The organism is Vreelandella indica, from assembly GCF_037070225.1.
Lineage (GTDB): Bacteria > Pseudomonadota > Gammaproteobacteria > Pseudomonadales > Halomonadaceae > Vreelandella > Vreelandella arctica.
This window is the reverse complement of record NZ_JBANSO010000039.1, coordinates 1-20,079: the sequence shown is the minus strand read 5'-3', so window position 1 is coordinate 20,079 and position 20,079 is coordinate 1. Positions and strand designations below refer to the sequence as shown.

Below are 20,079 nucleotides of genomic sequence, written 5' to 3'. Positions count from 1 at the left end.
CTGGAAACAGAAATTATAAAGCCGCTATTGTCGCTGACTTCCCATGTTGCGGCAAATATGATGGCAAATTCTGGTAAGCGCGTTCTGGGAAGCATCGCCGACAGCGTGTAGACTCTGCCCCCCGAAGTGGTGGAGAAAGTGGTGCTGCCGCTTCTCTTACGGGCAGGAGTTACCTGCCATGATTTCCTGCTGATGCTGTGGATTAGAGACAGCCGTCATACAGAGGGTCGAGTGCGCGATGAGCGAATATTCCCTGTTTACCTCCGAGTCCGTCTCCGAAGGTCATCCCGATAAGATTGCCGATCAGATCTCTGACGCGGTGTTAGATGCCATCATCGCCCGTGATAAACAGGCGCGTGTTGCCTGTGAAACCATGGTAAAAACCGGGGTGGCGATCATTGCGGGCGAAATTACCACCTCCGCCTGGGTTGATTTAGAAACTCTCGTGCGCGATGTGATTATCAGCATCGGCTATAACTCGTCTGATGTCGGCTTTGATGGCGCGACTTGTGGCGTGGTTAACCTGATCGGTAAGCAGAGTGTCGATATTGCCCAAGGCGTCGACCGTACCAAGCCGGAAGATCAGGGCGCAGGCGATCAGGGCTTAATGTTTGGCTACGCGACCAACGAAACTGATTCGTTTATGCCCGCGCCGATCCACTACTCGCACCGTTTAGTCGAGCGTCAGGCCGAACTGCGTAAAAATGGCCTACTGCCGTGGCTGCGCCCGGATGCCAAGAGCCAGGTCACCTTCCGCTATAATGCCGAAGGCCAGCCTTGCGGTGTCGATGCCATCGTGCTTTCCACGCAACACGATCCTGACATCGATCAGGAAGATCTGCGTAAAATGATCAAGCGCGAGGTCATTGAGCAAGTGATCCCCGCTGAATGGTTGGATGAGCACACCCAGTACCACATTAACCCGACCGGCAAGTTCGTCATTGGCGGCCCGGTAGGCGATTGTGGCCTAACGGGGCGTAAGATCATCGTCGATACTTACGGCGGCATGGCACGTCACGGTGGTGGTGCATTTTCAGGCAAAGACCCCTCTAAAGTTGACCGCAGCGCCGCCTACGCGGGTCGCTATGTGGCTAAAAATATTGTTGCGTCGGGCCTGGCAGACAAGTGTGAGATTCAGGTCTCTTACGCCATTGGTGTGGCCGAACCCACCTCGGTCTCTATTGATACCTTTGGTACCGGCAAAATTGACGATAAACAGATTGTTGCGCTGGTTCGCGAGCATTTCGATCTGCGCCCTTACGCAATCACCAAAATGCTCGACCTGCTCCACCCGATGTATCAGCTCACTGCTGCTTACGGACACTTTGGTCGTGCGCCGTTCGAGCACAGCTACACTTGGAGCGATGATAAAGGTGAGGAACATACCGAAACCTTTACCGCCTTTCCGTGGGAAAAAATTGATAAAGCCGATGCGCTGCGCAAGGCGGCCAATTTGTAAGACATTCGCTACCGCGTTTGTAAGCAATGTATGAAATCGCCCCTTTGGCTCCGGCCGGGGGCTTTTTTTATGCGCTGCTTTGAAGCCCTGCGTTAGGCTAAGTCTATTTGCTAACGATTCGTGTGAAGAGGAGGGGCAAGATGGCAAGTGGTCTCGTTGCGTGGGTATTCGCTAGCCTTATCGGGCTTGTCACGTTTTCCGCACAGGCTGCCGAGTGCCCTGATTGGTCGAAGGAGCGCTTGACTCGCGAAAGCAAAGCACTGGCCGAGCAGGTTCAACGCTGGGATACCGCCTACCACGACGAAGGTATTGCGCTGATTGACGATGCCCTCTATGACCAAGCGGTAGAGCGCCTAGCCACTTGGCAGCGTTGCTTGGGCAATGTACCTGATCATCGTCCGCTTTCGCGCGTTACCCGAAGCAGCGGTACTCTCGATCATCCGGCGGCGCAGCGTGGGCTCACTAAAGCCGATGACGACGGAGTCAGGCGCTTTACCAGCCGCCGCGAAGACCTATGGATTCAACCCAAGGTAGACGGCGTGGCGATTACGCTGCGCTATGTCGATGGCGAATTGGTTGAAGCCGTTAGCCGTGGCGATGGCGAGCGGGGCCAAGACTGGACGAGTCGGGCGCGCCAGTTACCCGATGTTCCCAGTACGCTGCCTGAGCCTATTTCTGCGGTGCTCCAAGGCGAATTGTACTGGCGGCTAACCCAGCACGTGCAGTCACGGTCACCCGCATCGGGTGCCCGGGGCGCCGTGGCGGGAGCAATGGCGCAGTCCTCACCTACCGTGGCCACCCTTGAGCGTATTGGCCTGTTTGTTTGGGATTGGCCCGACGGGCCTACTGGTATGGACGAGCGTTTAGCGCGTCTTACCGCGCTGGGCTTTGATACTGCCAGCTATACCCAGCCGCTAGATGACCGACGTGATGCCACTTACTGGCGCGATAGCTGGTTCAACGGCCCGCTGCCGTTTGCCACCGACGGCGTGGTCATCAAACAAGCCGAGCGCCCTGGCGTACGGAGCTGGTCATCGTCACCGCCGGAGTGGGCCATTGCCTGGAAATACCCCGCTCAGCAGGCGCTAGCGGAAGTACGCGGCATTGAATTTCGCGTAGGGCGTACCGGCCGTGTGACGCCGCTGGTGTGGCTTAACCCGGTACAGCTGGAGGGGCTTCGCATCAGCCGTGTTTCGTTAGGCTCGCTGGAGCGCTGGGAAGCACTGGATGTTCGACCTGGCGATCAAGTGGCGATCTTCTTGGGCGGGTTAACGATTCCCCAGTTAAGCGAGGTGGTGTGGCATACCCAGGAGCGCTCGCCGTTGACTCCGCCTTCACCCCAGCGCTTTAACCTGCTGAGCTGCTTTGAATTAACCCTTGGCTGCGATGCCCAGTTGCTGGCGCGGCTCACCCATCTTGGCGAGCAGCTTGGCATGCAGGGTATTGGTGAAGGTACCTGGCAAGCGCTGATGGACGCGGGCGTAGTCACTCATTTACTGGACTGGTTGGAGGTTGACCCACGTCAGCTACAGCTGGCGTATGGCATTGGTGAGGTCACTGCCGCTGCGCTCATTGAGCAGTTTCAGGTTGCCCGTAGCAGGCCGTTTTCGGCATGGCTGAGTGCACTGGGGGCGCCGCCGGGTAGCGAGTCAGTTCGTGGGGATTGGGATGAGTTAGCAGGCTACCAGCGCGAAGAGTGGCAAGCCGTTTCTGGCGTCGGCCGGGTTCGTGCTGATGCGCTGGTAGCGTTTTTCAGCCACCCCGACGTGCAGCGCATGGCTCTGCAGTTGCAGCAGGCGGGGGTTGCAGGGTTTTAGCTAACTCACTCACTAACCAAGCCCGGTGAGACGCAGCATCAAACCGAGATAAAGCGGAATCAGCAGCGGCGCGAGCAGTGTGGTGACCAGCACGGCTAACGCGCCTTTTTGTGGCTGAATACCCAGCTCCATGGCCACCACCACTACGTTGGAAGCCATGGGTACCACGCCTATCAACAGCAGTGCCAAGGCCAGTTCCGTGGAAAGAGGTGCCACCCACTGTAGTATTAAAGCAGCTCCCAACATGACGAGCGGCCAGAGCAGATAGCGAAGGCCCAGGCAGGTGGCTACAAAGCGTGAGTCCCAGGCGGCAAGCGTTACTTGGCTGAGCGTCATGCCAATGATCATCATGCCCAGTAGCGTATACGTAGCGGGGAAGACTTGTAGCGAACTCATTACCGCGGTGGGGATGGTTACTTCCAAAGCGCTAAGCATTAAGGCTAATAAAAAGGCGTAAATAAGCGGTAGACGTGAAATTTTGATCAAGCTCTCACGCACTGAAAAGCGCCCGCGCGCGCTAAGGTAAAAGCCTACGGTAAATTCGTAGATATTGATCCCCAGCATGCAGAACAGGTAAAGAGTGACGCCCTCGGGGGGGAGTAGAATCAGCGCGATCGGCAACCCGAAATAGCCGGTGTTGCCCGTCCCTGAGGAGAACGCCAGCAGGGCGGCTTCATGTTCACCAAAACGGTGGCGCGTAATGCGTTGTACCACCAGCGCCATGAGGCTCGCCAAAATGAACAGCGCTAATGTCAGCAGCAAATAGTCAGGTGTCGGGCCACCGTTCATCAATGCACGGAAAATGGTAAAGGGGGCAATCAGGTAAACCAATAGCGTGGCAATCGGGCGAGGATCCAGTTTAAGCCGTTGGGCGGCGAGCCAGCCTAACGCCACATAGCTCAGTAACATCAGTAGTGGCCCAACCAGGGCCGCAGGTGCAAGATCCATTTACCCTCCCGTAAAATATGTGGTGACTGACGAACATGAGCCGAATTAAAGGCCGAGCGTGAAATCTTTCATTAGCCCCAGCGCAATGGAACAGCGAGAATACCCCAAATATCATCACTATTGATCTAAAAAGGAAATCCCATGAGCAGCCACGAGCATCCGTTAGGCATCAGCTTTGAGTTCTTCCCGCCCAATACCGATGCTGGGCGCGACAAGCTGATCCACGTTCGTGATGAGCTGGCCGCCCGCAAACCGCGTTTTTTCTCGGTGACATACGGCGCCGGTGGGTCGACTCAGGCGCGTACCCGCGAGGTAGTGCGTGCGGTCGGCGAGAGTGGCATCACCACCGCGCCGCACCTTTCTTGTATTGGAAGTGAGAAAGCTCAGCTGCGCGACCTGCTGGCGCAGTACCGGGAAGAGGGCGTGGATAGCCTGGTAGCGCTGCGTGGTGACATGCCCTCCGGTATGGGAAGCATTGGTGAGCTACGTTATGCCAACGAATTGGTTGAGTTTATTCGCACGGAAACCGGTGACCATTTCGATATCGCCGTAGCCGCTTATCCTGAATCTCATCCACAGGCGCCTAATCTTGATAAGGATGTGGAAAACTTCGCGCGTAAAATGAAGGCGGGGGCCAACATGGCCATCACCCAGTACTTCTTCACCGCCGATGCCTATTTCAACTTCGTTGATAAAGCCCGCGCGCTGGGCGTTGAGCAGCCGATTATCCCCGGCATTATGCCGATTACCAACTACACCAAGCTGGCGCGTTTCTCTGACGCCTGTGGTGCCGAGATCCCGCGCTGGATTCGCAAGCAGTTGGAATCGTATGGTGATGACAGCGAAGCGATTGCCGCTTTTGGCACCGATGTGGTGAGCCGTCTTTGCCAACGGTTGCTGGATGGTGGTGCGCCAGGCCTGCACTTTTATACCCTTAACCAAGCCGCACCGGTGCTGAAGGTCGTCGACAACCTGACTGACTAATCCCCTTTATTACTGGTTGGCGCTTAACTAAAAACCCCGCTCAACAACGTTGAGCGGGGGTTTTTTACGCTTCGTATTTAGTGGCTTAAACCACTCAGCCAGCTTGCGCTGTTTTATTACCACCGCCGTGTAGCTTGCGCTGCATAACGAATAGCACGATACCAATCGCGAGGCCGAGGACGTCGGTATAGATACCGCCGTAGATCATAAACATCGCCCCCACCAGCATGACAACGCGCTGCCAAGCATTAACCGGTCCAAAGAACCACGCTTGTACCATGCCCGACAGCAGAACAATCCCCAGCGTTGCAGTCACCCCAACACGCAAGATCTGCATCGGCGAGCCTTCCATCAGCATGGCCGGGCTGTAGAAGAACATAAACGGCACAATGAACGCGGCCAAGCCAATCTTGAACGACGCCACTGACGTGCCCATGGGGTTGTCGCCAGAAATGCCAGCGGCTGCATAAGAGGCCAAGGCAACGGGCGGGGTGATCGCCGACACGACGGCAAAATAGAACACGAAGAAGTGCGCGATCAGTGGCTCAATACCGATATTGATTAGGCCTGGCGCAACGACGGACGCGGCCACCGCATAGGCGGCGGTGGTCGGCATGCCCATCCCCAACAAAATGCTGATCAACATGGCAAACACAAGCGCTAGCAGTTGGCTGACACCGGCTAAACCAAGCAGCAGCGATGAGAAGCGTGCACCGACACCCGTCAGTGAAATCACCCCGACGATTAAACCCGCACAGGCGCACACGGCGATAATCTGAATCGACATGGTGCCCGCAATCTGCAGGGCTTTAAGGATTGCACGAAGGCCCATTTTATTGGGCGAAATCCAGCTCACAACGGCGGCTGAAGCGGTTGCCAGGGTGCCCGCTCGGATAACCGAGTAGCCCATGAACAGCGCGACAATCAGGATAATAATGGGCGCAAACAGGTAAACCTGTTTCACCAGCTTCGAGAACAGCGGGATCTCATCCTTGCGCATACCGCGCATGCCTTTACGGGCGGCTTCAAAGTCGACCATAAAGTAGATAGAGGCAAAATAGAGGATGGCAGGAATGATCGCCGCAATGGCAATTTCGGTATACGGAATACCGGTCACTTCAGCCATGATGAACGCGCCAGCACCCATGATTGGCGGCATGATCTGCCCACCGGTTGAAGCGGCGGCTTCGATGGCACCCGCACTACGCGCGGGATAACCGACTTTCTTCATCAAAGGAATGGTCAGGGAGCCGGTAGAAACCACGTTACCCGCCGATGTGCCGTTGATCATGCCCATCAGGCCAGAGGCGAAAATAGCCACTTTAGCGGGGCCACCGCGAGCACGACCCGCTGCGGCAAAGGCAAAGTTAACGAAGTAGTCGCCGACTTTCGAAGCTTGAAGAAATGCGGCAAAAATGATGAACAGAATAATATAGGTCGATGACACTGCCGTGGTGGGCCCGAGGATACCGGCATCGGTGTACACCTGGCTAAAGAAGCGCTGTAGTGACAGGCCCGGATAGCCCAAAAAGCCCGGTAAATAAGGACCGGCGAAAACGTAGGTCAAAAAGACCGCGGAAATCACCACTAACGCTAAACCAGCTACCCGGCGAGTAAGTTCTAGAATCAGCAGAGAACCTGCGATGGCCGCCCAGGAAATACCTGATGGCGCAAATGACGTGCCCGTCGACATACGGATATTGGTGTTATAAGCCACTAGCAAATAGCCTGCGCTCGCCATCGCGCAAACCATCAGCACCAAATCGGCAGGGTTGAAACGGTGCCGAGCCTGACGGTAAAACCATGACAGCACAATCGCACCCGCCGTGGTCGCCATGAGCGGATAGCCGTAGTGCCAGTTTTCAACACTTGGGTCGATGCGCATGGCACTGCCGCTGAGCGTTTGATACATCACGAAAATTTGCGCCAAGGTATAGGCAGCGGGAATTAGTAGTGCATAGCTAACCCACTTAATCCAGGCGCCTGACGCCTGATGATCGTCCTCGGCAAAGCGGGCACCGGCAAATAGCCCGTAACCCAGAATAAGTGCACCGGCAATGTGTACGATACGAAACGACCAGGTTTCCATCGGATACACGTTGAGTGAAATCAGATGGAAACTTGAGTAAGCGATCGCTAATGCCGCAAATAGCAAGAATTGCCAGCCCGTAAACAGGCGGCGATTGGGTTCAACAACGTCGTCATCGACACCATCAGCAATAGACTCTGGTATCGCAGAAGCCGCGTGGGCATCATCCTTGAGGCCAGTGGGTTCTTGGTCGGTTTTGTGACTCATTAGAGTTCACCCTCACAGCAAAAGCAGACAAAGGGGGGGTAGCAGAGAAAGCTGCCCCGCCCGGCGAAACCGGAAACGGGGCAGTTAGAACGGTTTAAGGTTGCTTAGTTGATCATGTCATCAGCAATTTCATAGCCGTTCTCTTCATACCAGCGAGCAGCACCGGGGTGGAACGGCAGCACGGTGTTGTGCTTGATGTTTTCTGGAATGGTAGTTTCAGCACTGCGGTGCACAGAGCGCATGCGGTCGTTGTTTTCCATGGTGGCCTTGGTGACTTCATAAACGAAGTCTTCCGGCAGGTCACAACCAGCGATAGCGAAGTTCCACATGGAGACAGCGCGAGCATCTTCTTCAAGCGTTGTATAAGTGTTCGCCGGGATCATGAATTCAGCAACGGGGAAGTTTTCCAACACCGTGGCCAGCTCTTCTTCATTAAATTCGATGATGTTGACGTCAGTTTGTACTTCCAACTGACTAACTGCCGGGATCGGAATGCCCGCAGCGAAGGCAACAACGTCAAGCAGGCCATCCTGCAACTGACCGCCCAGGTCTGACCAGCCGCCGTTACGACGTTCAAAGTCAACGCCCAGGGTTTCTAAAATGGCCGGGAAGTAAGTGTCAGACGTTGAGGCAGCCGGACCAAAACCGATACGTGCGCCATCCGGAATATCGGAGATCGACTCAATGCCGCTGTCAGCAAGCGCGGTAATGGAGAACGGCGTTTCGTACATGGGGAACATGGCGCATACATTATCCATCTTCATGCCAGGCGCCAGCGGGCTTTCGCCTTTAACGGCATCAGAAGCGGGACCCATGGTGGTTAAGCCAAATGCCATGTCGCCCGTGTGCACGAGTGCCAGGTTTTGAGTAGGGCCACCGGTGACTTCACCGCCACCCGATACACCCAGCTCATCAGCAATAAAGTTTGCCCAGCCTGAACCATAAACGAAGTAAGTGCCGCCTTGGCTTGCGGTACCTACAGTGAAGTTGTCAGGCCAACCGGAACGGTCTGCTTGAGCTTGAGCACTGCTGGCAGCCGCCACAAGCAGGGCGCTGCTGGCGAGAAGAGTGAACGTTTTAGGCATTTGATTGCGCATGGCGAAAGTTCCTAGCTGTTATTGGGGTTATAGTCTGATGATTCCGAGTAATAGCGCTCTTCGAACGGCATTAATCAGGCTATGCAGCAGTTATAACAGCGATAGTTGTGCCAGCTTACCTTTATGATTTTAAAATCAAACGCTTATAATTTTTTTATTCAACTTTGGTGGAAAGGGGATTTCGCTATTGTGTCCGGTTGTTCGCACGGCTGCGGCTTTTTAGTGTGCGGATAACCGCACACTTGCTGCGCCCTTCTGTTACGAACAGTGCGAGAGGAGGGAATTAGCGAGAAGACTTGCCGGGATCCATAATTCGTACGGGTTGCACATCCTGCTGTTTCTGATCATCGCGGACCTGGTTGACCCGGGTGGTCATCTCGGTAAGCGCATCTTCTTCGATAGGCAGTTGCTCAAAAAAATCGCAGCTGACGCACTCGCGATAGCGGATGCCGTTTTGTTCCCAGGCGCGGATACGATCCATTGCCGCACAGCGCGGGCAGGTAACACCGGCGATAAAGCGTTTAACAGTCGACATTCAAAACTCCAAACGCGTGGCACCCAAGGTGCCACGCATGGGAAAGGGTTTAAAAAAGCTTAAGCAGCGCGAATGCCGCAGTGGCGCAGCAGCGGTTCGACGCTGGGTTCACGGCCACGAAAGGCGACAAACAGATCCGCCGCGTCTCGGGCACCGCCCTGTTCGAGGATCTCGCTACGAAAGCGCTGTCCTGTTTCAGGGTCGAAGATACCGGCCTCTTCAAAGGCGCTCCAGGCATCCGCCGAGAGTACTTCCGCCCACTTATAGCTGTAGTAACCGGCAGCGTAGCCCCCGGCGAATACGTGGCCAAAGCTATTCTGAAAGCGGTTGTACGATACTTTCGGCAACACTGATACGGCATCGCGCACTTCATCTAACAAGTTTTGTACGTCGCTGGCGCTGGGAGCGCTTAGCTCGTGGTGCAGCCGCAAATCAAACAGCGAGAACTCGATTTGACGCATCATGCCCATCGCGGATTGGAAATTCTTAGCCGCTTGCAGGCGCTCAAGCAGCTCTGCAGGTAACGCTTCTCCGCTATCCACGTGCTTGGCGAGCAAGTCTAGCCCTTCGCGCTCCCAGCAATAGTTTTCCATAAACTGGCTGGGCAGTTCGACAGCATCCCAGGCAACGCCATTAATGCCGGAAATATCGGCAATATCCTGTTTGGTCAGCATATGGTGAAGACCGTGACCAAACTCATGGAACAGCGTGGTGACTTCATCGTGGGTGAGCAGCGCAGGGCGACCGCCTACCGGGGCCGTGAAGTTGCAGGTTAAAAAGGCGACAGGCAATTGCAGGCCCTGCTCTGTTTGACGCCGCACGCGGCAATCCGCCATCCAAGCGCCGCCCCGCTTCCCTTCACGGGCGTAGAGATCCAGATAAAAACCGGCAATCGGCTGGCCGTTTTCGGTGATGCGGAAATAGCGTACGTCAGGGTGGTAACGGGGCGCTTCAGTATCTTCTTCAAAGCGTACGCCATAAAGACGCTCGACCACCTGAAACAAGCCATCGACCACCCGTGGCGCGGGAAAGTAAGGGCGTAATTGCTCTTGAGATATCGCATGGCGCGCTTCGCGCAATTTTTCACTGGCATAGGCAACATCCCACGGTTCTAACGTTTCCAGGCCAAGTTCATCACGGGCATAAGTGCTTAGCTCGGCAAACTCTTCTTGCGCCTGGGGAAGCGCCCGGCGGGCTAAATCGTTGAGAAAGCCGAGCACCTGTTCGGGGGACTCTGCCATTTTGGTGGTCAGTGAATAATCAGCGTAGGTTTCAAAGCCGAGTAGTCGGGCAATTTCGCTACGTAGCGCCAGTATCTCTTCCATGATCGCGGCATTATCAAACTTGCCCGCGTCGGGGCCCTGGTCTGAGGCGCGGGTAACGAAGGCGGTATACACTTCGCGACGCAGCTCGCGGTTGTCAGCGTAGCTAACCACCGGGAAAAAACTGGGGAAATCCAGGGTAATACGGTAGCCCGCCACGCCTTTCGCTTCGGCAGTCGCTTTTAATGTTTCAAGGGCGCTTTCGGGTACACCTGCTAAGGCTTCTTGGCTGTCGATATCTTTATGCCATGCTTGAGTGGCATCCAGCACGTTATTCGAGAACTGGTTTGACAGCATGGAGAGCCGCGACTGAATCTCGCCGTAGCGGGCTTTTTTGTCTGCGGGAAGGTCAACACCAGCCAGACGAAAATCGCGCAGCGCATTCTCAACAGTACGCCGCTGTGCGGCATCCAGAGTTTCCCAGGCCGGGCCCTCTTTTAGCGCTTGCCAGCCATGAAACAGCCCTTCGTGTTGGCCAACCCAGGTGCCAAAAGCGGAGAGTTTTTCAAGGCATGCCTGATATGCTTCGCGCAATTCTGGAGAGTTCATGGTGCCGTTAAGGTGCGAGACCGGTGACCATGCTTTAGTCAGCCGGTCATTGACGGCTTCGAGTGGCACCGCAAAATTCTCCCAGCTTGGCGGGGCGGCGGCTGCTTGTTCGGCGAGGCGGTCAATGGCTTCGCGGCTCTCGCTAAGCAGCGTTTCCACAGCGGGCTCCACATGCTCGGCGCGAATTTCAGCAAAGGGGGGTAGCTCGTGCGTTTCAAGCAGCGGATTGGTGGACATAGGCACCTCGAGTGGCATCATTTTTAAAACCGTATAGGAAGCGCAAAACGCGCAATAATAATGACACAGTGCGGGCGGCGGGGCTGCGTTTCAATGTTCGCTTCAATAACTATAACAACGATGTTTAATATCCGGGTTTACGCTTAGGGTTTGGCCTGCACGCAAGCGCCTGCTAGTCTTGCCGCCTTTTATTGCCACCAATGGCAGGAGCATGTGATGAGCGAGACGCTGGAGCGCTGGGGGTCGAAGCGGGCCTTTATCTTGGCGGTAACAGGTGCTGCGGTGGGGTTAGGCAACATCTGGCGCTTTCCTTATGTGGCGGGAGAGAACGGCGGCGCGGCCTTTTTGCTGATTTACGTGGCGTTCGTGCTGCTGCTGGGTATTCCCGTAATGATGGCCGAGATCCTGATTGGCCGTGCCGGTCGGCGTGGGCCGATGCAGGCGTTGGGGGCTTTGGCGGCCGAGGCGGGGGCTTCCCCTCACTGGCGTTGGCTGGGGTTGTTCGGGGCGTTCACCGTGTTCTGTATCTTGTCGTTCTATTCGGTGGTCTCCGGCTGGTCGATTGAGTTTTTGGTGGCCTCCGTTAACGGCAATTTTAGTGGCGCGAGTGCTGCTGAGATCGGTGCCAGCTTTGAATCTTTTTTAGCCAATCCGGGACTGCTGATTTTTAATCATTCGTTGTTTCTGTTTATGACCATGACCGTGGTAGCGGCGGGCGTTGCCAAGGGGCTCGAGCGGTTGAACAACCTGCTGATGCCGGTGTTGTATCTGTTGTTACTGCTGCTGGCGGGCTATGCCGCGACGACCGATGGTTTTGGTACGGCGCTGGCGTGGCTGTTCTTACCCTCTTTCGAGGCGCTGACACCATCGGTAGTGGTGCATGCCATGGGCCATGCCTTCTTCACGTTGGCGGTGGGGGCCTGTGCATTAATGGCTTATGGCGCTTACATGCCGGAAGAGCAAAGCCTGCCCAAGGCGGCGGTTGCGGTCGCAGTGCTCGATATCAGCGTGGCGTTACTGGCGGGGATCGCTATTTTCTCAGTGGTGTTCGCTCAGGGCATGGACCCTGCCGACGGCCCGGGCTTGATGTTTGTGACGTTGCCTATCGCCTTTTCTGAGTTGCCGTGGGGCTCGGCATGGCTAAGCGTGTTCTTTTTACTGCTGCTGTTGGCCACCTGGACATCGGCGATTAATCTGGCGGAGCCGATGGTCGCCACGTTGCAAGGGCTGGGGCTGCGTCGGAGTATCTCGACGGCGATCGTAGCGCTCAGTGTCTGGTTGATCGGGCTATTATCAGCCTTCTCCTTTTCCTCCCTGGCTGAATTTCGGCCACTGTTCGGGCGCAACGTTTTTGAGCTTGTTAGCAGTATTCCGCCAGATGTTTTTCTGCCGCTTGGTGGCCTGCTAATCGCGATTTTTGCGGCTTGGATCATGCCACGTGAAAGGGTGGTCAGCGCGTTAGGTGTTGGTGAGAGCGGCTACTTAGTGTGGCGTAATATCATCCGCTGGGTGTCGATTCCGCTGACCTTTATTGTTCTGCTGGCTGGGTTGCTATAGTGGAGGAATCAAATTCTCTAAGCTGTCCAGCAGCATTCCAGGAGCGAGTGATGAGCAGTGCATTAAGACGTTATCAAGGTATGGCGCCCCAACTAGGTGAGCGCGTTTATATTGATCCGGCCAGTGTGGTCATCGGTGATGTAGTGCTAGGTGACGACTGCTCTGTGTGGCCAATGACGGTAATTCGCGGCGATATGCACCGTATCCGTATCGGCGCGCGAACGAGCGTGCAGGATGGCAGCGTGCTGCATATTACCCACGCCAGTGACTTCAGCCCCGACGGCTTTCCGCTCACCATTGGGGACGACGTGACGATCGGCCATAAAGCGATTCTGCATGGCTGCACGTTGGGCAGCCGGATACTGGTAGGAATGGGCGCGATTGTGATGGATGGCGCGGTCGTCGAGGACGAGGTTATTATCGCCGCGGGTGCTGTCGTCACGCCGGGTAAACATTTGGAAAGTGGTTATGTGTATGCTGGTAACCCGGCTAAAGCGATGCGGCCGCTAAAAGATAAAGAGCGCGCTTTCTTCCCCTATACCGCCGGCAACTACGTTAAATTGAAAGACCGTTTCTTGGCAGAAGCGTCTCTTTAATCATTTTTCTTAAAGCAGCCTAAGCAGTTGCTCAGCCAACCTTTTTTCTAAATAATTCATGTCGCGGCCGCAAGGAATCTGTTAATTTATACAGTTTTCTGTTTTGCAGACTCTGGGATGCCGCGTCATGGCTAATTTTCGCACGCATATTACGGTAGCAGCGGCGGGCGGCATGCTAGTAGCTTACGCAGGCTGGAAAGGCCAATGGTGGCCGCCTTCCCAGGCGGTGGTGATGATTGCGTTGGTCGCGTTTGGTGGCATTCTGCCCGATATTGATGCCGACCGCTCTCACTCTATCCGTTTGATATTCAACCTACTTTCAGTGCCCGCTTTGGTGCTGGGGGCACTGTTGCTCCAGCCCTGGCTAACGCCTGGTGCGCTGTTAGTTGCCTGTGGTGGGATCTACTTTTGTGTTCGCTATTTGGCGGGCGTACTATTTTCGCGACTGACTGTTCACCGCGGTATTTGGCACTCTCTGCTGGCGGGTGGGCTATGTAGCCTACTGGCCGCCGCGTTTAGTTTTAACTTACTCAGCCAGCCAGCGTGGTTGGCCTGGTCCCACGGGGCTGCCACGTTGGTCGGTTTTTTGATTCATCTGAGTTTGGATGAAATATATAGCGTTGACCTGGAGGGTGCCCGGCTAAAACGCTCATTTGGAACAGCGCTGAAGTTAGGCGATAGCCGTCGGCCGATGTCCAATCTGTTGATGCTGATTGCGACGTTTACGCTTATTCCCTGGGTACCGCCCTGGTCGGTATTGGGGGAGTTACTCCATCAAGGCTCGCTGCTGTGGCGATAGTCGTCGGCGTTGAGTCCGTGCTTTTTAAGTTTGTCGTAAAAGGTTTTGCGCGGAATCCCTAAGTGGCGACAGACATCGGTTACCCGGCCGTGGTAGCGCGCCAATGATTGGCTGATCAGGCTCTTTTCAAACAGCTCTACCTGGCGCGGCAGAGTGAGCTCTTCGGTATCGGCGTTGACCCCTTCCAGCAGCGCGTCCAGTCGATAGTCAAAGGCGGCACCCAGCAGCACATAACGCTCAGCAAGGTTACGCAGCTCGCGTACATTGCCGGGCCAGTCGTGGGCCAGCAGGGCGGCAATGGCGGGGCTGTCTAGGGTTGGCGCTTCCAACCCGCTGCGGTTGGCAGCCACCACGGCAAAGTGTTGAAACAGTAAAGGAATATCTTCGCGCCGCTCACGCAGCGCGGGCAGTGGCAGGGTAACCACGTTCAGCCGGTAGTATAGATCTTCGCGAAAATTTCCCTCTTCGGAGGCGGTTTTGAGATCGACCTTGGTGGCCGCAATCACGCGGATATTAAGCGGAACGGTTTCATTGGCGCCTAGCCGCTCGACGCTGCGTTCTTGCAGCACCCGCAGCAGTTTGACCTGCAGCGCCATGGGCATCGATTCAATTTCATCTAAAAATACCGTGCCGCCATTAGCGTGTTCAAACTTGCCGATGCGCCGTTCTACGGCGCCAGTAAAGGCGCCTTTTTCATGACCAAACAGCTCGGACTCAATGGTATTTTCGGGCACGGCACCGCAGTTAATCGCCATAAACGGGCTGTTACGCCGGGCGCTGCGCTCGTGGATGGCGCGGGCGACCAGGTCTTTGCCGGTGCCTGTCTCGCCAAACAGCAATACATCGGCTTCCACTTGGCTGATGCGCTGAATCATCGCGGCCAGCCGTGAAATGATCGGTGTGCGCCCTACTAACCGTGGTCCTAATGCGGCTTGTTGCACCTCTAGTTCCGCTTTTAGGCGATGGTTTTCCAAACTGAGCTGGCGCTTTTCAATACCACGACGTACCACATCCAGCAGTTGATCACCGGCAAAGGGCTTCTCGAGAAAATCCCAGGCGCCTGCGCGCATGGCTTCTACTGCGGTAGAAATATCGCCGTGGCCGGTGATTAAAATAATCGGCAGGGTGGCATCGCGGCTGTGTAGCTCATGCAGTAATGCCATGCCATCCATCCCCGGCATGCGAATATCGCTCACAATCACGCCGGGGAAGTCCGGCGTTAATGCCGCCAGCGCTTGTTCTGCCGATTCAAAGCAGTAGGGCGTATAGCCCGCAAGTTCGAGGGTTTGGCTGGCGGTGATCCGCAGATGCGGTTCGTCGTCGATCACCATGACCGGCAGCGTCGACGGCTCATGCATAGTGAGTGCGCTCCTGGGGGTGCGTAAATGTTGAGTGGGGCAGGGTAATGGTGAAACAGGCGCCCCCTTCTGGTTGGTTAGCAGCCTGCAGCTTGCCGCCTAGATCGTCCATGATACGTGACGAGATCGAAAGCCCCAGTCCCAAACCACTCCCTGGCGCCTTGGTGGTAAAAAAGGGTTCAAAAATATGCCCTAAATGCTCCTCGGGGATGCCAGGGCCGTTATCGGTAACGCTGATAACGACCTGCTGCTGGTGGGTATGCGCCCCTAAGGTCAGTTGCGGGGCCGGTACGCCTTTCATAGCCTGCAGTGCATTGCCGATTAAGTTAACCAGCACCTGTTCCAGCCGCACCAGGTCGCCTTTTACCCACAGCGTTTCATCGGGCCAATCCTGAATAATGCTGATATTGCCTTCGCGCAGGCGGCTCTGAAACAGGCGTAAGGCGTAGTCGATACAGGCTTGTACCGATATTGTCTCCTGGCGTTCGCTGCTTTTGCGCGAAAACTGCCGCAGCTGGGCGCTGATATCCGCCATGCGTTCGGTCAGCTCGACAATTTGTTCCAGGTTGGCATCCGCCTTGTCGTGGCGGGCTAATGCGATAAAGCGACGGGCGTTTTCTGCGTAGGCGCGAATAGCCGCCAGCGGTTGATTGAGTTCATGGTTGATACCCGCGGCGAGTTGCCCTAAAACCGCCAGTTTGGCGGCTTGAATAAGCTCATCCTGGGTTTGACGCAAGTTGGCTTCAGCGCGGCGACGTTCTTCAATTTCATCGGAAAGGCGCTGATTACTGGCTACTAGGTCACGAGTGCGGCGTTCAACGCTGACTTCCAGTTCGTCACGCACGCGGGCCAAAGTGTTGCGTTCGCGTTGGGCAAATGCTTCCCGCTCACGACGCAGCCTTAGACGCTGCCAGCCAATGCCCACGCCAAGCGTTACCACGCCATAAAGGCCGCCTGCCATGAGGGCGGCAATCCATTGGGCGCTAATCACTGGTGTTAGCGGCTTTAAAATATGCATTTGCCAGCCAAACTCAGGAATATGCCGGGTCAGGCTAAGGTAGTCGCCGTTGCTTAGCGGGCCCTGGGAGAAACTGACCAGCTGACTGCCCTGGCGGTAAGGCGCATCGACTTCTATACCCGAAGGCGACAGCGGCTCCATGGCGTAGCGGCGAGTGTCGTGCAGTGTTTGGCGCTGTTCATCGCTGAGCGGGTAAAGGGCGTTCATGCGCAACTCTGGGTGGCTGGCCATGAAAATGATGTTGTCGCTATCGGTCACAAACAGCTCGGCATCCTGTTCCGCCCAGCTCTCTTCAACGTCATCCAGCAGGACTTTTACCACTAACACCCCGTCTGGCTGTGAATCTGGCGAGGTGTCGTCTAGCCACACAGGCGAAGAAAAGTAGTAGCCCCGCTCAAGAGATTTGATGCCCAAACCAAAAAAACGGCCCTGGCCGCCTGCAATGGCATCGGTGTAGTAGGAACGAAACGCATAGTTCTGGCCAATAAAGGTGTTGGGGCGGTGCCAGTTGCTGGCGGCGATCGTGTCACCATCGCGGTTGAGCAGATAGACGTCCGACACGCCCGCTGTGAAGCGGAAACGATCCAGTAGCATATTCAACGGCATTGGGTCTTGGCTGTCGGGAGAGGCCAGAAAGCGCTGCACGCCTTCCCGGGTAGCAAGCATTTGCGGCAGGTAGTCGTAGCGCAGCAAATAGCCGTTCAAGTTGGCGGCAGACAGCCGCAGCTCGTTTTCAGCATCATCCTGCAAGTTGGAAAGCGCTTGCTCACGCGCTAGGTGAGCAGCCTGCCAAACACATAACAGCAAGCCGAGCGAAATGACCAGTAGCCACAGGCGCCGCCAACGTAGCGGCAAAGGAGCCGGGGCTTGATTGGTCATGGCAGCGCTGTTCATGCCGGTGTCTTGCTACTGCCTTGGGCGCGGCGGAGGGCGCGCTGGGCGCGTGTCTCTGCCCGAGCCATTTCCAACAATCCTTCTTCGACAAACACTAGATGTTCGTGGGCGCGAGTGCGGGCATCTTCTGCGCGCCCTTCTAAAATGGCATTGAGTAGAGCGCGGTGCTGTTGCATTAATTGGCTGCGTGAACCTTCTTTGGCAAACAAGTGGGCGAGATTATTAACAATGCTTTTCTCCAGCAGGTGAAAAATGCCGCGAATGGTGTGTAGCAGCAAAACATTATGGGCAGCCTCGGCAATCGCAAGGTGGAACGCTGCATCCAGTTTCGCTTCTTGAATAGGGTCGGCACCGGCAAAACCGCCGTCGAGCTCTTCAAAGCGCTGAATAAGCACGGCTTTATCGGCAGGTGTTGAACGTAGTGCAGCGTAATAAGCAGAGATTCCTTCCATGGCATCTCGGAATTCGAGTAAATCCAGGTTGAACTCGTCGTGGCGGGAAAGCATTTCCAGCAATGGGTCGGTATAACCATTGCTGAGATCGTCGTTAACAAAAGTACCGCCGCCTTGGCGGCTGGTTAGTAAACCGCGAGCCGCTAGTTTTTGGATTGCTTCACGTAAAGAAGGACGCGAGACGCCGAAGCGTTCAGCCAATTCACGCTCAGGAGGCAGGCGTTGCCCTGGTTTTAGGCTGCCTTCCAACATCATGGCTTCTAGGCGCTCAGTAATTACATCGGCCAAGCGCTGCTGGCGGAGCGGTGGGTAGCTCATGTTGGTCGGCTCCTTTAATTGGTAAGACCAATATTAAGGGCTTTGAAGCCTTAGCTCAAGAGTCTGTAGGGTAGGGCGGTGCTGGGCCCCATGAATAGCGGCTTTAAACTAAAGTATAGCGCAGTGGAATGCTATAAAGCGGCATCATGGTTTGACACGCTTAAGACGCCTCACTAATGTTGGCGTTACTTTTTTGTCAATTGGTAAAACCAATTCTTACAATGGGGCGTCGGTGTAAAGCGCATCCATTGCATAGGCTATTGCACAGGGCTATCCATGATCATTTCAGCTTCCACTGACTATCGCCAAGCGGCCAAGCGTCGTATCCCGCCCTTTTTGTTTCATTATGCGGACGGCGGGTCTTATACCGAGCATACGCTGCGGCGTAATGTCGACGATCTTGCCGGTATCGCGTTACGTCAGCGCGTGCTGAAGGATATGTCTTCATTGTCATTGGAGACCGAGCTGTTCGGTGAGAACCTAGCGATGCCGATTGCTTTAGCGCCAGTGGGGTTGGCAGGCATGTATGCAAGGCGTGGTGAAGTGCAGGCTGCGCGCGCAGCTACTAATAAAGGTATACCGTTTACGCTGTCTACAGTATCAGTGTGTCCAATCGATGAAGTAGCCTCGGCAGTCGATCGGCCTATCTGGTTTCAGCTCTATGTGCTGAAAGACCGTGGCTTTATGAAGCATGCGCTGGAAAAAGCCAAGGCCGCTGGCGTCAAAACGCTGGTTTTTACCGTCGATATGCCGGTGCCTGGGGCGCGTTATCGTGATGCGCACTCTGGCATGAGCGGCAAGTATGGGCCAATCCGGCGAATGGCTCAGGCCGCAATGCATCCTTTCTGGGCCTGGGATGTGGGCGTTCATGGCCGCCCGCATGATCTGGGTAACGTATCTGATTATCGCGGTAAGCCAACGGAGCTTGAAGATTATATTGCCTGGCTTGGTGACAACTTCGATCCCGCTATTTCCTGGAAAGACCTGGAGTGGATTCGGGAATTCTGGGATGGACCGATGATCATCAAGGGCATACTCGACCCCGAAGACGCTCGTGAGGCGGTTCGCTTTGGTGCGGATGGCATTGTTGTTTCTAATCATGGTGGACGCCAGCTTGACGGGGTGCTTTCTACCGCGCGTGCTTTGCCTGCCATCGCCGATGCGGTTAAAGGGGACATAGCGATACTGGCTGATTCTGGTATACGCAGCGGACTTGATGTCGTGCGGATGATTGCTATGGGTGCTGACACGGTATTGCTTGGGCGTGCCTACATCTATGCCCTTGCTACTGCCGGAGAGGCTGGCGTTATCCATTTGCTTGAGTTATTCGAAAAAGAAATGCGGGTAGCAATGACACTCACCGGGGCACATAGCATCGCTGACCTCGGGTCTGATTCTTTGGTTCCAAATTCGCTCCGCGATGCCTATTGAGCGTCACTTGCGCCTTATTAATATCAATATTAAAAAAAGCCCTTGCCAACCCGGCAGCGAATCCGTAAAGTACGCATCCGCTGCCGGGGACGTCGAGCGTTACCAGCGGTGAGTGAAGGTGAAAACCTTCGGTTTGTCAGATAGTTAGCGATTTCGTGTCAGGGTTGTATAGATAGCGAAAATCGCACATTGACAACCACCAGGAAATGCGTAGAATACGCCTTCCTCGCTGCGGCAAGCCAAGTCAACGGCTCGCCAGGTTGCTTTCACAGTAACCAGGACAGCGAAACAGCTCTTTAACAATTTGATCAGGTAATTCATGTGGGCGCTTGCTGACGTTGGTGACAAATCACCAAATATCAAGGCAAGCGGTCATGACAATGTAAATTGAAATGAATTCGTTTGAACCTTG

15 protein-coding genes are annotated in these 20,079 nt (G+C 55.3%); 7 read left to right on the top strand and 8 right to left on the bottom strand.

Annotated elements, in window-relative coordinates; translation table 11 throughout:
* Positions 1-238 precede the first annotated feature (238 nt).
* Entirely contained in the window at positions 239-1,459 is a 1,221-nt protein-coding gene (gene metK, locus V8L71_RS19070) for a methionine adenosyltransferase (RefSeq protein ID WP_008959646.1), read from the top strand.
* Between the two features lie 140 nt (positions 1,460-1,599).
* Positions 1,600-3,276 (top strand): NAD-dependent DNA ligase LigB, encoded by a 1,677-nt coding sequence (gene ligB, locus V8L71_RS19065; protein ID WP_336275155.1) that lies wholly within the window; start codon positions 1,600-1,602, stop codon positions 3,274-3,276.
* Positions 3,277-3,288: 12 nt separating this feature from the next.
* Here the strand turns inward: ligB and V8L71_RS19060 are convergent, their stop codons facing one another.
* Positions 3,289-4,224, bottom strand: a complete 936-nt coding sequence (locus V8L71_RS19060; protein ID WP_008959644.1) for an AEC family transporter — start codon at positions 4,222-4,224, stop codon at positions 3,289-3,291.
* 141 nt (positions 4,225-4,365) lie between these two features.
* Here V8L71_RS19060 and metF point away from each other — a divergent pair, with 141 nt between their 5' ends.
* Entirely contained in the window at positions 4,366-5,208 is an 843-nt protein-coding gene (gene metF, locus V8L71_RS19055) for a methylenetetrahydrofolate reductase [NAD(P)H] (protein WP_008959643.1), read from the top strand.
* Positions 5,209-5,302: 94 nt separating this feature from the next.
* Here the strand turns inward: metF and V8L71_RS19050 are convergent, their stop codons facing one another.
* From V8L71_RS19050 to prlC, 4 genes are all read right to left on the bottom strand, one after another.
* Positions 5,303-7,504: a TRAP transporter permease gene (locus V8L71_RS19050; RefSeq protein ID WP_336275154.1), complete on the bottom strand. Its 2,202-nt coding sequence runs from the start codon at positions 7,502-7,504 to the stop codon at positions 5,303-5,305.
* Positions 7,505-7,608: 104 nt separating this feature from the next.
* Positions 7,609-8,601 carry a TAXI family TRAP transporter solute-binding subunit gene (locus V8L71_RS19045; protein ID WP_176304894.1) on the bottom strand — a complete coding sequence of 331 codons (993 nt, stop codon included), beginning with the start codon at positions 8,599-8,601 and terminating at the stop codon, positions 7,609-7,611.
* A gap of 283 nt (positions 8,602-8,884) precedes the next feature.
* Positions 8,885-9,136, bottom strand: a complete 252-nt coding sequence (locus tag V8L71_RS19040; RefSeq protein WP_008959640.1) for a YheV family putative zinc ribbon protein — start codon at positions 9,134-9,136, stop codon at positions 8,885-8,887.
* 59 nt (positions 9,137-9,195) lie between these two features.
* On the bottom strand, positions 9,196-11,244 hold the full coding sequence (gene prlC / locus V8L71_RS19035; protein ID WP_336275153.1) for an oligopeptidase A: 2,049 nt from the start codon (positions 11,242-11,244) through the stop codon (positions 9,196-9,198).
* Positions 11,245-11,460: 216 nt separating this feature from the next.
* On the opposite strand from prlC, the gene V8L71_RS19030 reads away from it, so the two are divergent.
* From V8L71_RS19030 to V8L71_RS19020, 3 genes are all read left to right on the top strand, one after another.
* On the top strand, positions 11,461-12,801 hold the full coding sequence (locus V8L71_RS19030) for a sodium-dependent transporter (RefSeq protein ID WP_336275152.1): 1,341 nt from the start codon (positions 11,461-11,463) through the stop codon (positions 12,799-12,801).
* Between the two features lie 50 nt (positions 12,802-12,851).
* Positions 12,852-13,397, top strand: a complete 546-nt coding sequence (locus V8L71_RS19025; RefSeq protein WP_336275151.1) for a gamma carbonic anhydrase family protein — start codon at positions 12,852-12,854, stop codon at positions 13,395-13,397.
* A 127-nt stretch (positions 13,398-13,524) separates the two neighbouring features.
* Complete coding sequence (locus V8L71_RS19020; protein ID WP_336275150.1) at positions 13,525-14,196, top strand: metal-dependent hydrolase; 672 nt, start codon at positions 13,525-13,527, stop codon at positions 14,194-14,196.
* Here V8L71_RS19020 and V8L71_RS19015 read toward each other — a convergent pair.
* Genes V8L71_RS19015 through V8L71_RS19005 form a run of 3 tightly spaced genes read right to left on the bottom strand, consistent with a single transcriptional unit; the run spans position 14,172 to position 18,236 of the window.
* A complete protein-coding gene (locus V8L71_RS19015; RefSeq protein ID WP_176304899.1) occupies positions 14,172-15,554 on the bottom strand; it encodes a sigma-54-dependent transcriptional regulator in 1,383 nt (460 codons plus the stop codon). The two genes, V8L71_RS19020 and V8L71_RS19015, sit on opposite strands and share 25 nt — an antisense overlap.
* Positions 15,547-17,466, bottom strand: coding sequence for a sensor histidine kinase (locus tag V8L71_RS19010; protein ID WP_336275149.1), 1,920 nt, complete (start codon positions 17,464-17,466; stop codon positions 15,547-15,549). Before V8L71_RS19010 ends, V8L71_RS19015 begins: the two co-directional genes overlap by 8 nt.
* Positions 17,463-18,236, bottom strand: a complete 774-nt coding sequence (locus tag V8L71_RS19005; RefSeq protein WP_336275148.1) for a GntR family transcriptional regulator — start codon at positions 18,234-18,236, stop codon at positions 17,463-17,465. Before V8L71_RS19005 ends, V8L71_RS19010 begins: the two co-directional genes overlap by 4 nt.
* A gap of 276 nt (positions 18,237-18,512) precedes the next feature.
* On the opposite strand from V8L71_RS19005, the gene lldD reads away from it, so the two are divergent.
* Entirely contained in the window at positions 18,513-19,667 is a 1,155-nt protein-coding gene (gene lldD / locus V8L71_RS19000; protein ID WP_336275147.1) for an FMN-dependent L-lactate dehydrogenase LldD, read from the top strand.
* The last annotated feature ends 412 nt before the right edge of the window (positions 19,668-20,079 follow it).

Coding starts and splice junctions, on each gene's coding strand:
- V8L71_RS19020 (WP_336275150.1), top strand. CDS start 13,525: ATGGCTAATTTTCGCACGCATATTACGGTAGCAGCGGCGGGCGGCATG.
- V8L71_RS19030 (WP_336275152.1), top strand. CDS start 11,461: ATGAGCGAGACGCTGGAGCGCTGGGGGTCGAAGCGGGCCTTTATCTTG.
- V8L71_RS19015 (WP_176304899.1), bottom strand. CDS start 15,554: ATGCATGAGCCGTCGACGCTGCCGGTCATGGTGATCGACGACGAACCG.
- V8L71_RS19025 (WP_336275151.1), top strand. CDS start 12,852: ATGAGCAGTGCATTAAGACGTTATCAAGGTATGGCGCCCCAACTAGGT.
- V8L71_RS19045 (WP_176304894.1), bottom strand. CDS start 8,601: ATGCGCAATCAAATGCCTAAAACGTTCACTCTTCTCGCCAGCAGCGCC.
- prlC (WP_336275153.1), bottom strand. CDS start 11,244: ATGTCCACCAATCCGCTGCTTGAAACGCACGAGCTACCCCCCTTTGCT.
- metF (WP_008959643.1), top strand. CDS start 4,366: ATGAGCAGCCACGAGCATCCGTTAGGCATCAGCTTTGAGTTCTTCCCG.
- ligB (WP_336275155.1), top strand. CDS start 1,600: ATGGCAAGTGGTCTCGTTGCGTGGGTATTCGCTAGCCTTATCGGGCTT.
- lldD (WP_336275147.1), top strand. CDS start 18,513: ATGATCATTTCAGCTTCCACTGACTATCGCCAAGCGGCCAAGCGTCGT.
- V8L71_RS19040 (WP_008959640.1), bottom strand. CDS start 9,136: ATGTCGACTGTTAAACGCTTTATCGCCGGTGTTACCTGCCCGCGCTGT.
- V8L71_RS19010 (WP_336275149.1), bottom strand. CDS start 17,466: ATGAACAGCGCTGCCATGACCAATCAAGCCCCGGCTCCTTTGCCGCTA.
- V8L71_RS19005 (WP_336275148.1), bottom strand. CDS start 18,236: ATGAGCTACCCACCGCTCCGCCAGCAGCGCTTGGCCGATGTAATTACT.
- metK (WP_008959646.1), top strand. CDS start 239: ATGAGCGAATATTCCCTGTTTACCTCCGAGTCCGTCTCCGAAGGTCAT.
- V8L71_RS19060 (WP_008959644.1), bottom strand. CDS start 4,224: ATGGATCTTGCACCTGCGGCCCTGGTTGGGCCACTACTGATGTTACTG.
- V8L71_RS19050 (WP_336275154.1), bottom strand. CDS start 7,504: ATGAGTCACAAAACCGACCAAGAACCCACTGGCCTCAAGGATGATGCC.